11 protein-coding genes are annotated in these 12,382 nt (G+C 69.6%); 3 read left to right on the top strand and 8 right to left on the bottom strand.

Features of this window, described 5'->3' with window-relative positions:
• Window positions 1-43: 43 nt before the first annotated feature.
• From moaC to galU, 4 genes are read right to left on the bottom strand one after another with little or no spacing between them, the layout of a single operon-like run.
• Complete coding sequence (gene moaC, locus IPN02_13495) at window positions 44-583, bottom strand: cyclic pyranopterin monophosphate synthase MoaC (GenBank protein MBK9297818.1); 540 nt, start codon at window positions 581-583, stop codon at window positions 44-46.
• 43 nt (window positions 584-626) lie between these two features.
• Window positions 627-1,622, bottom strand: a complete 996-nt coding sequence (gene moaA / locus IPN02_13490) for a GTP 3',8-cyclase MoaA (GenBank protein MBK9297817.1) — start codon at window positions 1,620-1,622, stop codon at window positions 627-629.
• Between the two features lie 37 nt (window positions 1,623-1,659).
• Window positions 1,660-2,895 carry a molybdopterin molybdotransferase MoeA gene (locus IPN02_13485; protein ID MBK9297816.1) on the bottom strand — a complete coding sequence of 412 codons (1,236 nt, stop codon included), beginning with the start codon at window positions 2,893-2,895 and terminating at the stop codon, window positions 1,660-1,662.
• Window positions 2,892-3,824, bottom strand: coding sequence for a UTP--glucose-1-phosphate uridylyltransferase GalU (gene galU / locus IPN02_13480; GenBank protein MBK9297815.1), 933 nt, complete (start codon window positions 3,822-3,824; stop codon window positions 2,892-2,894). Before galU ends, IPN02_13485 begins: the two co-directional genes overlap by 4 nt.
• Before the next feature lie 96 nt (window positions 3,825-3,920).
• Here galU and IPN02_13475 point away from each other — a divergent pair, with 96 nt between their 5' ends.
• Entirely contained in the window at window positions 3,921-4,304 is a 384-nt protein-coding gene (locus IPN02_13475; GenBank protein MBK9297814.1) for an FmdB family transcriptional regulator, read from the top strand.
• A 98-nt stretch (window positions 4,305-4,402) separates the two neighbouring features.
• Window positions 4,403-5,368, top strand: coding sequence for a type I methionyl aminopeptidase (gene map / locus IPN02_13470; GenBank protein ID MBK9297813.1), 966 nt, complete (start codon window positions 4,403-4,405; stop codon window positions 5,366-5,368).
• Between the two features lie 191 nt (window positions 5,369-5,559).
• On the opposite strand, the gene IPN02_13465 is transcribed toward map, so the two are convergent.
• A complete protein-coding gene (locus IPN02_13465) occupies window positions 5,560-6,912 on the bottom strand; it encodes a D-alanyl-D-alanine carboxypeptidase family protein (protein ID MBK9297812.1) in 1,353 nt (450 codons plus the stop codon).
• Window positions 6,913-7,241: 329 nt separating this feature from the next.
• Here IPN02_13465 and IPN02_13460 point away from each other — a divergent pair, with 329 nt between their 5' ends.
• Window positions 7,242-8,042, top strand: coding sequence for a hypothetical protein (locus IPN02_13460; protein ID MBK9297811.1), 801 nt, complete (start codon window positions 7,242-7,244; stop codon window positions 8,040-8,042).
• Here the strand turns inward: IPN02_13460 and IPN02_13455 are convergent.
• From IPN02_13455 to IPN02_13445, 3 genes are read right to left on the bottom strand one after another with little or no spacing between them, the layout of a single operon-like run.
• Window positions 8,039-9,454 (bottom strand): TldD/PmbA family protein, encoded by a 1,416-nt coding sequence (locus tag IPN02_13455; GenBank protein MBK9297810.1) that lies wholly within the window; start codon window positions 9,452-9,454, stop codon window positions 8,039-8,041. The genes IPN02_13460 and IPN02_13455 overlap by 4 nt on opposite strands.
• The gene (locus tag IPN02_13450) at window positions 9,451-10,851 is read right to left on the bottom strand and encodes a TldD/PmbA family protein (GenBank protein MBK9297809.1); all 1,401 of its coding nucleotides are present in this window, start codon (window positions 10,849-10,851) and stop codon (window positions 9,451-9,453) included. Before IPN02_13450 ends, IPN02_13455 begins: the two co-directional genes overlap by 4 nt.
• The gene (locus IPN02_13445) at window positions 10,848-12,239 is read right to left on the bottom strand and encodes a TldD/PmbA family protein (protein MBK9297808.1); all 1,392 of its coding nucleotides are present in this window, start codon (window positions 12,237-12,239) and stop codon (window positions 10,848-10,850) included. Before IPN02_13445 ends, IPN02_13450 begins: the two co-directional genes overlap by 4 nt.
• Between the last annotated feature and the right edge of the window lie 143 nt (window positions 12,240-12,382).

Here is a 12,382-nt window from a genome sequence, read left to right as displayed (position 1 = left end):
CGCAACGTGACGAGAAGATGACGTAACTACACGCGTGAAATTCTCATCGGTCAAAGGTCGCGGAGCCGCTGGAGCCCGGTCCATCGCGCCCCTCGCCAACCTCGTCGCCCTGGCGACGGTACGCACCGGAGCGACCCCCGGTCTTCTCCCACAAGGTGATCTCGCCCAGCGTCATCGCCCTGTCGACCGATTTACACATGTCATAGATCGTCAAACAGGCGACCGAGACGGCGGTTAACGCTTCCATTTCGACGCCGGTGCGGTCGACGGTCTCCACCCGAGCTTCGACCTCGACCCAGGCGTCGTCGATGCGGAAGTTGATCAGGATCCCGCCGATCCCCACCGGGTGGCACAGCGGGATGAGGTCGCTCGTCCGCTTCGCCGCCTGGATCCCCGCCACGCGCGCCACCGCCAGCACGTCGCCCTTCGACACCTCACCCCGGGCGATCAGCGCGGTCGTCTCGGGGGTCATCAGCACCCGCCCACGGGCGGTGGCCCGGCGGGCGGAGACCTCCTTCTGGGTGACGTCAACCATGCGGGCTCGCCCCAACGGGTCGAGGTGGGTCAGCGGCTGTTCGACCATGGCGGCGAGGATACTCAGCCCGTCAGGGTCGTGTACCAGGCCGTTACCCGCCGATCTGACTCATCGATCGACTCGGCCGGATGAAGTTGACCTGGCCAATCGCATGGCCGGCGCGTTTGTCCTCGACGCACCCCTCGATCGCCGCCGCCACTTCATCGTCGCCGGCGCCGGCGCGCAGCAGCGCTCGAAGGTCGGTTTCGTCGGCCGAGAACAAGCAGTTGCGCAGCTTGCCATCAGCGGTGAGGCGCACTCGGTCGCACGTGGCGCAGAACGGCTGGGTGACCGAGGCGATCACCCCGATGTGGGTACCCCCCGGTGCTCCCCCACCGTCGGCGAACGCAAAGCGCTCGGCCGGAGCGTTGCCCTTCGGGATCGCCACCAACGGGTACACCTCGTCGATACGCGCAACGATGTCGGCCTGGCTGAGCACCGCCGAGCGCTGCCATGCCCCATCAGCGTCGAGGGGCATGAACTCGATGAACCGCACCTCCACCCCCTCGGTACGACCGAACCGGGCGAAATCGACCAGCTCGTCGTCGTTGACGCCCGCCATCGCCACCACGTTGATCTTCACCGGGTCGAGCCCCGCCAACTTGGCCGATCGGATGCCATCGATCACGGCGTCGAAGGAATCGCGGCGGGTCATCTCCACAAAGCGGTCGCTGCGCAGCGTGTCGAGCGAGACGTTGATCCGGGCCAGTCCGGCGTCGGCCAGCGCCGATGCGAGCAGCGACAGGGTGGCGCCGTTGGTCGTCAGCGACAGGTCGACGCCGAGGCGGGACAGCCGTTCGACCAACCGGGGCAGGTGGGCCCGCACGGTCGGCTCGCCGCCGGTCAACCGGATCGAGTCAAACCCGTAGCGCTGGACGAGCAGCGACGCCAGGCGCTCGATCTCCTCGAAGCTCAGCACCTCACCGCGAGGCAACCACTCCATCCCTTCGGCGGGCATGCAGTAGGTACAGCGAAAGTTGCAGCGATCGGTCACCGAGATACGCAGGTCGCGGTGGACCCGCCCGAAGGTGTCGCTCAGCTGTTGCACGGCGTCCACCCTATGCCGGAGTTCCCGGCTCGCTTCCTCACGGCAACATCAGGATGGTCGCCTCGGCGCCGGGCTCGATCGCCACCCCGCCCGGTTGGGTCGCCAGTCCATTGGCCAGCGCCATCGTCGACAGTTGATGGCTGCCCTGCCCTCCCGCCGACCGGGCGGTCCAGACGCCCTCATCGTCCGACTCGACCAGCACCCTGGTGAAGTGGGTGCGCTCGTCCACCCGGCCATTCACCTCGGCGGCCGGTCGACCGGCCAGCCCGTCGACCAGCGTCGCCCGCAGCCGCAGGATCGGATCGTTTCGACCGGCCAAGCGGGCGATCAACGGGGCGGCGAACAACATGAAGGACACGTGCGACGACACCGGGTTGCCCGGCAGGCCCACCACCGGGGTCGATCCAACCGTGCCGGCGGCCAGTGGCTTGGCCGGCTTGATCGCCACCTGCATCCAGCGCATGTCGCCGAGTCGAGCGAGGATCACCTTGACCAGGTCGGCATCCCCCATCGACACCCCGCCGGAGCTGAGGACGAGGTCGCAGTCCTCGGCCCCTCGCAGCAGTGCTGCCTCGATCAACGCCTCGTCGTCGGGCACCCGTCCCAGATCGACCGCCTCCGCGCCCATCCGGGCCACCGCTGCCAACAACCCCGGGCGGTTCGAGTCGCGCAGCTCGCCCGTCCGCAGCGGCCGGTCCTCGGTCACCAGCTCGTCGCCGGTCGACACGACACCGACCCGGGGGCGTCGGACGACCGTCACCCGCCGACGGCCGACCGAGACCGCCACCCCGATGGCGGCGGGGGTGAGCCGGGTCCCGGCGGGCAGCACACGCTGGCCGGGCGACACATCCTCGCCGGCCCGTCGGATGAACTGCCCGACCGGCACGGAGAGCTCAAAGGTGACCGCTTCGTTCCGGTCGTTTCCGTCGCTCACCGAGGTCCGCTCCACCATCTCCACCGCATCGACCCCGGCCGGAATGGGCGCCCCGGTCATGATGCGCACCGCCTCGCCTGGGCCGACCGTCAGGCCCGGGTCGGCCAGGCCGGCCATCTGGCGTCCGACGACCCGCAGGGTCGCGCCCGGTTCGGTGGCATCGGCCGATCGCAGGCCCCAGCCGTCCATCGCCGCGTTGTCGTCGCCGGGGACGGGTTCTGTTGCGACCACGTCCTCGGCGAGCACCAGGCCGTCGGCGTCGGCGACGGGCACCTCGACGCTCCCGAGCTTCGACCCCAGGCCAACAACGAACGAGCGCGCCTCGTCGAGTGGGGTCACGTCAGGCCCCGCTCGGCAACCAACCGGGCGAGAAACGAGGCGAACTCCGGGCCGAGATCGTCCCGCTCGAGGGTCATCTCGACCGTGGCCCGCAGGAAGTCGATCTTCTGGCCGATGTCGTAGCGCCCCGATTCGAAGATCAGGCCGTGCATCGGCTCGACCGCCAACAGCTTGTCCATCGCATCGGTCAGCTGGATCTCGCCCCCGACACCCGGTTGTGCGTCCTCGAGAAACTCGAAGATCCGGGGGGTGAACAGGTAACGGCCGACGACCGCCAGGTTGGACGGGGCATCCTCGGGCGCCGGTTTCTCGACCACGCCCCGAAACTCGACGACGTCGCCGACGCGGTCGCCGGGCTCGGCGCAGCCGTACAGCGAGATCTCCTCGTGAGGGACCTCTTTCAACGCGATGACCGAGCCACCGGTTCGCCCGTGCAGGTCCATCATTTCGGAGATCAGCGGGGGTCGATGCGTCATGATGTCGTCGCCGAGCATGACAACGAACGGGTTGTCGCCGATGTGCTTGCGGGCGACCGACACGGCGTGGCCCAGGCCGAGGGGTTCACCCTGGCGCACAAAGTGGATGTCGGCGAGGTCGGCAAGCTCGACCACCTCGCTCAGCTCCTCCATCTTCCCCTTCGACTCGAGGAGATACTCCAGTTCGAAGTTGCGGTCGAAGTGGTCCTCCAGGCTGCGCTTGTTGCGACCGGTGATGATCAAAATGTCGTCGATGCCGGCGGCCACCGCCTCCTCGACCACGTATTGGATGGCCGGCCGATCGACAACCGGCAACATCTCCTTGGGCTGTGCCTTGGTGGCGGGAAGAAAGCGCGTGCCCAAACCGGCCGCCGGGATCACGGCCTTGGTCACGCGTTTGGCGGCGCTGGGCGGTGGTGTTCCATCGGAGCTGTTCACGACATCGGGATTCATGGTCCGTAGCCTACGGGGCCGCTTTGGGAAACGATCCTGCGCCCGGTATCGTTGGCACTCGACGTTGACGAGTGCCAACCACTTCTTGGAGTCCTGATGCCAATCTATGAATACCGATGCCGGGACTGCGGCGAGGCGTTGGAAGTGCGCCAGGCCTTCACCGACGATGCGCTGACCGAGTGCCCCCACTGCAAGGGCAGCCTGCGCAAGATCTTCTCCACCCCCGGCATCTCGTTCAAGGGCTCCGGGTTCTACAAGACCGACAGCAGAAGCGGTGGCTCCGGCTCGTCGTCGACATCGACCTCGTCGAGCACCGACTCGGCCAAGCAGAAGAAATCCGAGTCCTCCGGTTCCGACTCCTCGGGCTCCTCGGATTCGAGCTCCTCGGATTCGGGCTCCTCCGGTTCGAGCTCGGGCTCGGGTGACTCCGCCTCGAAGTCACCGGCCAAGTCGACCGCCGGCGCCTCCAGCGGCGACTGACCGTCCCCAGCGGCTGGGCCGTGGCGCCATGCGATCGACGCCGGGCGAGGCCCCTCGCCCGAGACGACGCTCGAGGCGTCGCGTGACACACTGAGGAGATGGTGAAACGCAAGCGACGTCGCGTGCGACGCATCTCCACCCCTCCGCCCTCCGGCCCGATCGAAGCCGGGCTGATCAGCCCCCGCCGCTCCGTTCCAACCGGCATCGGCCGCCCCGAGTACGCCCTCGACGGCGAACCGTCGTCGCGCACCAGCCGTGCGGTGCGAACCGAGGACGAGCTGGCTCGCATGAGGGTGTCGGGCCGCTTGGCCGCCGAGGTGCTCAACGAGGTCTGTGCCGCCGTCGAGGTGGGCATCACCACCGACGAGCTCGATCGGATCGGTCACGAGGCAGCCGTCGCACGCGACAGCTACCCCAGCCCGCTCAACTATCGGGGCTTTCCCAAGTCACTGTGCACCTCGGTCAACGAGGTCATCTGCCACGGCATCCCCGACAGCCGGCGCCTCACCGACGGCGACATCATCAACATCGACATCACCGTGTTTCACGATGGGGTCCACGGCGACACCAGCTGCACCGTGTTGGTCGGCGACGTCGACGAGGAGAGCCGACGACTGGTGCGGGTCACCCGCGCCGCAATGCACGCCGGCATCGGAGCGGTCGCCCCTGGCGCCAGGGTTCAGGACATCGGTAGGGCAATCGAGGCCGAGGTCGATCGCCACGGCGGCCGGTTCGGCATCGTGCGGGAGTTCATCGGCCACGGCATCGGCGACCAATTCCACACCAGCCTGCAGATCCCCCACTACTTCGACCCGCGGGCGACCACCGTGCTCGAGCCTGGCATGACGTTCACGATCGAGCCGATGATCACGGTGGGCCCGGCCGAGGTGTGGATGTGGGACGACGACTGGACGGCCCTCACCGTCAGCGGCCAGCGCACGGCCCAGTTCGAGCACACGATGGTGGTCACCGAGACCGGTGTGGAGCTGCTCACCATGCCCGCCGACGGTCCACCGGCCGAGGAGCGCTTCGCCGAGGCCGTGGCCTCGACCACCGCCAACTGACCGATCCCCATGACGTCCCGGTGGCACTCCGTCCGATCAGCGCGCCACACGCGCCGGCCCCAATGCTGAGCCTGCCGGCGAGACGTCCACGATGTGGTCGCCGACCGGACACCTCACGGGTGGTATCCGAAACCCGCTGACGCTCTCGACCTGACAAGTCGCCACTGCGCACCCTCCCCAGCTACAGCGGCCTACCGCCCACTGGTAGACCAGTGCCAGGGTTCACCGGGGAGATTGTGGAACCCGTATTGGGCGGCGTTGGCCTTCAGCCAGTTGTATGCGGAGCTTCCAGAGCTCAGCGCCGAGCCGCCCATCGTGAAGTCGATGGCCAGGCCCTGCTCGTGCTGGGATGAACCCGGACGAGCGGTCGGTGGGCTGCACGACGACGCCGGGGCCTGGTAGATCGAGTAGCTGGACGAACCGCAGTTGCTGCGGCGAACACGGACCTGATCGGACGGGTCGCGGAACCCGCCGCCGCCGAGGTTGAGGCCGGCAGCTTGCGCCGCACCGAGCATGTTGGAAAGGTTGCCGGCGATCGAGCTGTGCACCCGGATGCCACCGACGCTGACGATGCTGCCGCTGCCGCTGATACCCACCGGCGCGCCGCCGCCTCCCGAAGGCGCCGAGCTACCGCCGCCTCCACCGCCACCGCCACCGCCACCCGAGGAGGCCTGGGCCGCTGCGGCGCGCTGAGCCTCGGCTGCGGCCTGCAGATCGGCCGCTTGTTTCAGCTTGGCCTGCTGCAGCGCAGCGATCTTGGCCTTGCGATCTTCCTCGGCCTTCTTCAGCTGCGCTGTCAACGCCAGCTGCTGCTTGACCAACTCGGTCGAGAGCTTCTCATCCTGTGCGGCCAGCCCTTCCGCCTCGGCGGAGGCCGAAGCGATGCGGTTGGCCACCTCCTCCTGAAAGTCGAGCTGCTCCGCCTGAGCCGCCTGGAGCCTGCCCAGCCGCGAGGACACCTCGGCCCGCCGGTTCTTCGCCCGCTCCGATGCCGACGCGGCGCTGGCGCGGGCGGCACTCAGGTCCTGCTCGGTGGCGCGCAGGTCTTCGACCTGGGTTCGATCGTTGCCGGCTACCAGGTTGAGGTAGGTGCGGCGGGTCATCAGCTGGGTGGGCCCGGTATCCTCCGAGGCCGCACCAAAGCTCTGGCCCGGCATGGTGACGAATGCCTTGGCGGCACGATCGGCCAAACCGTCGCGTAGCTTGCCCAGCTTGGTTTCGGCGTCGGTGGCCCGCTTCTCGGCCTCCTTGGCCTGACGCTGGGAATCCTGCACACCCTTCTGGGCCTCCAACAACAGGTCCTGCTGGGAGCTGACGTTCTGGTTGAGGTCGTTCAGGGCCGCCGAGACCTTGTCGTCATCAGCCGCCAGCGCGTCGATCTGGGACGCCTTCGACGCCCGCTGAGCCCGAACCTGCTCTCGCTCCCCGGCCAGCCGCTTGGCCTCCGAGGCGTAATCGGTTCGAGACGGGGCGGCCCCGGCCGGGATCGACGCCGAGGTCACGCCGGAGATGAGCGTCACGGCCACGGCCGCCCAAGCGGCCATCAGGCCGGGGGCTCGCCTGCGGGCGTCAGCCAGGTCAGGTCGGGGGGGAAACGAACGCATCACACCTCGAGGGGGGGGAGAGTGAACGGGGGGCGGACATGGGACCGGCGATTGGCATAAGCCGGTCGTGAGGGCCGAAACGTCACGTAAGCGTGACAAAACCCTCGGTTTGGTTACGGTTCTGTAACGATAGCGGGTATTGAGGGACATATGGGTTCTTCCGCCGACATTTCTGTCCAGTGTGACGCTTTGCACGCGTCGCATTGGTGGATCCTCGGGGGTCTCGCGACCCGCTGACAACGGTCCGTCCCCTTCGTACCGTGCCCCCCGTGAGTTGGTTCCGTTTCATCCCGACCTCCCTGCCCGATCACCCGCTGGGTGACCTGGCCCACCTGCTCCGGCGACAACGGGCTCCCCAGATGCTCGGGGCGCTGGTGTTGGCCCTGTTCAGCGCAGGCCTGTTGCTCCGATCCGAGGCCAGGGCCGCCAGCGCCGAGCGACGCTGGGGAACCCTGAGCTCGGTCGTCGTCGCCCGCCACGACCTGCGCGCCGGCTCCCAACTGGGGGCGACAGAGGTTCGATTCCGCCGCCTTCCGACCGCAACCCTGGCGTCGGACGCCCTGACCGAGGCTGCCTGGAACGATCTGGTGCCGGCCGGTGTGCCCCCGGTCATTGATCGCAACGTCGCCGAGGACGAGCCCATCCGGGCCGGCATCCTCGTCGGCGATGGCGCCGCTGGGGCGGCACGGGGCTCGGTGGTGGCGTTCCCGGACGGCACGCTGGCCCCTCGGCTCGACCCGGGCGATCGCGTCCGTGTCGTCGCAGGTCAGTCGCTTGAGGCCGGGGCTTTCGACGGCGGAGGAGGGTCGTTTCCATCGACGTCGGCCCCCAGCGGTGTGGTCGTCGGTCCACCCACCGCTCCAACCGATGCCGCTGGTCCGGCCGACCGATCACCCGGATGGACCGCCTGGGTGGCGGTGTCACCCAGGGACGCCGACGAGGTTGCGCAGATTGCGCTCTCCGGCTCGGTGGCGCTGGTGCTCGACAGCCCGAGCCCCAACGGTTCGGTTGACGACCGCGCAACCTCCGACGGGCCGGCCTTTGACGACCCTGCCAGGGTGCCCCGCTAGCGCCCGCCGAGCGACACGTCGTCGATCACGATCCAGGGCATCGAGGAACCCGACGGCAGCCGTTCGAGCTGACCACCGACGGCGATCACCCCGCTGAGCAGTCGCTGGATCGTCGATGCCAGCGTGATCTCCCTCGCCGGCTCCGCCACCTGACCGTTGCGGATCATCAACCCATCGGCACCAACCGAGAAGTCACCCGAGATGGGGTTGACCCCCGAGTGCAACCCGGTGAAGGAGTTGACCAACAGCCCATCGCCCACCGAGGCCCGCAACTGCTCGGCAGTCCCGACGCCGGGCGCCATGGCCAGAGCGATCGCGCCGGCGCCGGGCAGCGAGCGGCTGCCCCGCACCGCGCAGGCGTTGGAGGACACCCCGAGGCGGTTGGCGGTCGTGCAGTTGAGCAGGAAGCTCGACAGCATGCCGTCGGAGATCAGCACGTTGCGGCGGCAGGCCAGGCCCTCCCCGTCATACTCCTCGGCGCCCAGGCTGTCCGGGTCGGTCGGGTCATCGACGAGGGTGAGGGACGAGGCCGCCACCTCCTCGCCGAGGCGGTCGGCGAACGGCGACCGGCCCTTGACGACCGCTTCACCCGACAACATCCCCGCCACGATGCCCCACAGCGTCGCTGTCAGCCGTGGTTCCAACACGATCGGCATGCGGGCGCTCGGCGGCTGCGATGCACCGAGCAGGCGCGTCGCCCGCTCGACCCCATCGGCGGCGATCTCGGCCAGGTCGAGCAGCGCCGGATCGCGTGTGGCGTCCCAGCCGACGCCGATCTGGGTCTCGCCGTCGGCCACCGCCAGCGGCTGGGTGGCCGCCGAGCAGTGCGATCCGGACGAGGCGACGTCAATACCCTCGGTGGACACCAGCGCGCTCGAGCCCCACCCGTCGGAGTAGCTCGCCACCCGGACGCCGCTCACCCTGGGGTCGAGCTCGATCGTGCGACGCTCGAGCTCCAACGCCCGGGCCACCTTGTCCTCGACGGGAATTGCCGCGACCAGGTTGTTTCGCAGCGCCGGCTGGGCCACCACCTCCACGCCGTCGGGCCGGGCGAGCGCCAGGTGCGGGTCGACCTCGGCGAAGGCGACGTTCTCACGTGCCTGGCCCAAGGTGTCGGCGATGACGTCGTCGGCGAGCGACCCAGCATGGGCGAAACCGACCCGGCCGTCGACCACCACCCGGATGCCCAGGGAGGCGGTCACCGACGCGGTCAGCGACTCCACCTGGCCGCCGTGCACCTTGACCGCCGTTCCCTCGTTGCGGGCCGCAGCCACCTCGACGTACTCGCCGGCCTTGGCCTGATCGCGCACCCGTCCGCACAGGGCCCGCAGCTCGGCCTCGGTCGCCAGCGCTGCCTCTCCCCGGTCGCCCCGAGCGTCACCCGATCGGTCCGTTGTCGTTGCGTCGCTCATGAACCCGCCAGGCTGAGGCCCTGGATCGACAGGCTGACGCCGGCAGCGTCGATTGGGAACCACGATTCATCGTCACCGACTGCGATCACGTCGGCCAGCATGCGCTGGAGGGTCGAGGCGACGATCGCCTCCCGGATCGGTTCGGCCACCTCGCCGTCGCGCACGCGCAGCCCCTCGACCCCGCAGCTGAAGTCGCCCGACGTCGGGTTGACGCCCGAGTGCAGCCCGGACACCTCGGTGACGAGGATCCCGTCGCCCACCGAGGCCAGGACGCCCTGACGGGTGGTGGAGCCGGGCATGAGGCGGACCGCCCGAGGCCCGACGTTCAGCGAGGATCCAACCCGGATCGCCGAGCCGGTCGAGGCTGTGCCGAGCGCTGCGCCGGTCACCGAGTTGTGCAGATAGCTGGTCAACCGGCCACCGTCGATCAGCCCGACCTGGCGACAGGCCAGGCCCTCGTCGTCGGTGCGCGATGCACCGGGACCGAGCGGGTCGGTGGGATCGTCGAGCAGCGACAGCAGCGGCGAGGCCACCGACTCGCCCAACCGGTCGGCGAAGGGCGAGCGTCCCTTGCGCACCTCCTCGCCGGAGAGCATCTCGGCGATCACCCCGAGAAACTGCGCGGTCACCCAGGGGTCGAGCACGGCATCGACGCGACCGCTGGGCGGCCGGGTGGCGCCGAGTAGGCGCACGGCCCGCTCGACCGCGTCGGCGGCGGTACGCTCGACGGAGAGTTCCTCGGCGCTGCGGCCCACGGCGAAGCCGAAACCGGTTTGGGTCTCGGACCCATCGGACGCCATGGCGTAGACGGACAGGCCGGCGCCGCTTTCGCGCTGGGCGGCCCGCACGCCGGCAGAGTTGGCGACCGCCGACACGATCACCGAGTCGCCGTAGTCGGCGCCCTCGACCCCGCACATGCGGGCGTCGCCCCCGAGCACGGCGGCCTCGAGCGCCAAGGCCAAATCGGCCTTATCGTCGACCGACAGCGCCTCGATGCGGGCGTCGTACAGCTCGATGTCGGGAGGCTGCACGCCGTCGGGCGATGCCACCGCTGCGGTCGGGTCGACACCGGCGTCGGCGGCGTTGGTGCGGGCCTCGACGAGCAGTTCGGCCAGCGCCGCCGGGTCGGTCAGGGTGGCGGTGGCCACCCCAGAGCGCCCGTCGACGATCACCCGGACGAGTGCACCCTCGGAACGGGCCGAGGACAGCGACTCGATCGCGCCGCCGTAAGCCCGAATCTCGGTATCGACCGAGGCGCCCAAGCTGACGTCGATCTGCTCCCCCGGACGGGCGGTGGACACCAGGTCCTCCGCCCGACCCAACAACTCCTCGGGATCGACGAGGCCGGCGGCACCCGGCGACCGACCGGTTGCGGCGGAACCGGTGCGGGCGCTCACGCTGCGGTGCCGCCGACCGTCAGCCCACCCACCCGCAGGGTAGGAACCCCATCGCCCACCGGCACGCCCTGGCCGTCCTTGCCGCAGGTACCCGGGGAACCCATGGCGAAGTCGTTGCCCACCGCGTCGATCGAAGCCAGGGCCGCCGGGCCGTTGCCGATCAGGTTGCCGTCCCGCAGGGGCTCGGTGATCTTGCCGTCCTCGATCAGGTAGGCCTCGGTCATACCGAAGACGAAGTCGCCGGTGGCCGTGTTCACCTGTCCCCCACCCAGGTGGGCGATGTACACGCCGGTCGGGGTGTCGGCCACGATGTCGTCCGGATCGGACTCGCCACCGACCAGGTAGGTGTTGGTCATGCGCACCATCGGCAGGTGCTGGTAGCTCTGGCGGCGCCCGTTGCCCGAGCTCGTGCGACCCTCCTTGCGGGCCCGCAGCAGATCCCACATGAAGTCGGTGAGCACGCCGTCGGAGATCAGCACGTTGCGCTGGGCAGGCCGGCCCTCATCGTCGATCGCATAGGCGCCCCACTCCCCACCCATCGTGCCGTCGTCCACCAACGTGACCAGCGGCGAGGCCACCTGCTCGCCGACACGTCCGGCAAACACCGAGGCCGCCTTGTTGACCAGGTCGGCCTCGAGGCCGTGCCCGCACGCCTCATGAAACATCACCCCGCCCCCGCCCGGGCCGATCACGACCGTGCGGTTGCCCGACGGCGCCGGGCGGGCGGCCAGCTTGGTGATGGCGCGCTGGGCGGCCCGGCCGGCCAGCTCTTCGACGCTGTGGTCATCGAAGAGCTCGAAGCCCACCGTGTGGCCGATGCTCTCGCGGCCGGTCTGCAGGCCGGTGTCCCCGCTGGCCACCGCCGATACCGAGAACAGCGTGCGCACCTGATCGTCCGATGCGAGCACGCCGTCGGAGTTGGCCACCTGGATGCGCCTGCGGGAGTCGCCGTAACGGGCCGACACCTGGCTGATCGACGACCCGGCTGAGCGGGCCGCATCGTCGGCGCGTCCGAGCAGTTCGACCTTGGCGCTGGTGGCCACGTCGCCGGGAAAGAGCCGAACCACCGAAGGGCTCGGGGCGTTGACCGTCGTGAGCTCCACCATCGTCGTACCGCCCTTGCCGTCGCGAGCGGCTGCTGCGGCGGTTCGGGCGGCTGCGGACAGCCCCTCGGGGCTGAGGTCGGTCGTATGGGCGAAGCCGGTCGACTCCCCGACGACCACGCGGATACCGGCACCGCGATCGCGCCCGGTGGCCACGTCCTCCACCCGACCATCGTCGAGCACCGCCGAGGTGGACCGGCGATCCTCGACGAACACCTCGGCGAATTCGGCGCCGCCGCTCAGGCCGGCTGCCAGGACGTCGGACATGACGGATTGGTCGATCACGTGCGCTGCTCTCGATCGGGGACATATGGTCGGCCGGCCAACCTACCGCCCGGACCCGGCTCGACCCCGACGCCCTCGCAGGCCCTCGCGGCCAGGGCACTAGCCTGCCGAGACCGTCGTTCGACGGGTGTCACCCCGTCAGG

It is taken from the genome of Candidatus Microthrix subdominans (assembly GCA_016719385.1).
GTDB lineage: Bacteria > Actinomycetota > Acidimicrobiia > Acidimicrobiales > Microtrichaceae > Microthrix > Microthrix subdominans.
Note: the sequence above shows the minus strand (reverse complement) of the source record. Positions and strands in the feature narration are given on the sequence as shown.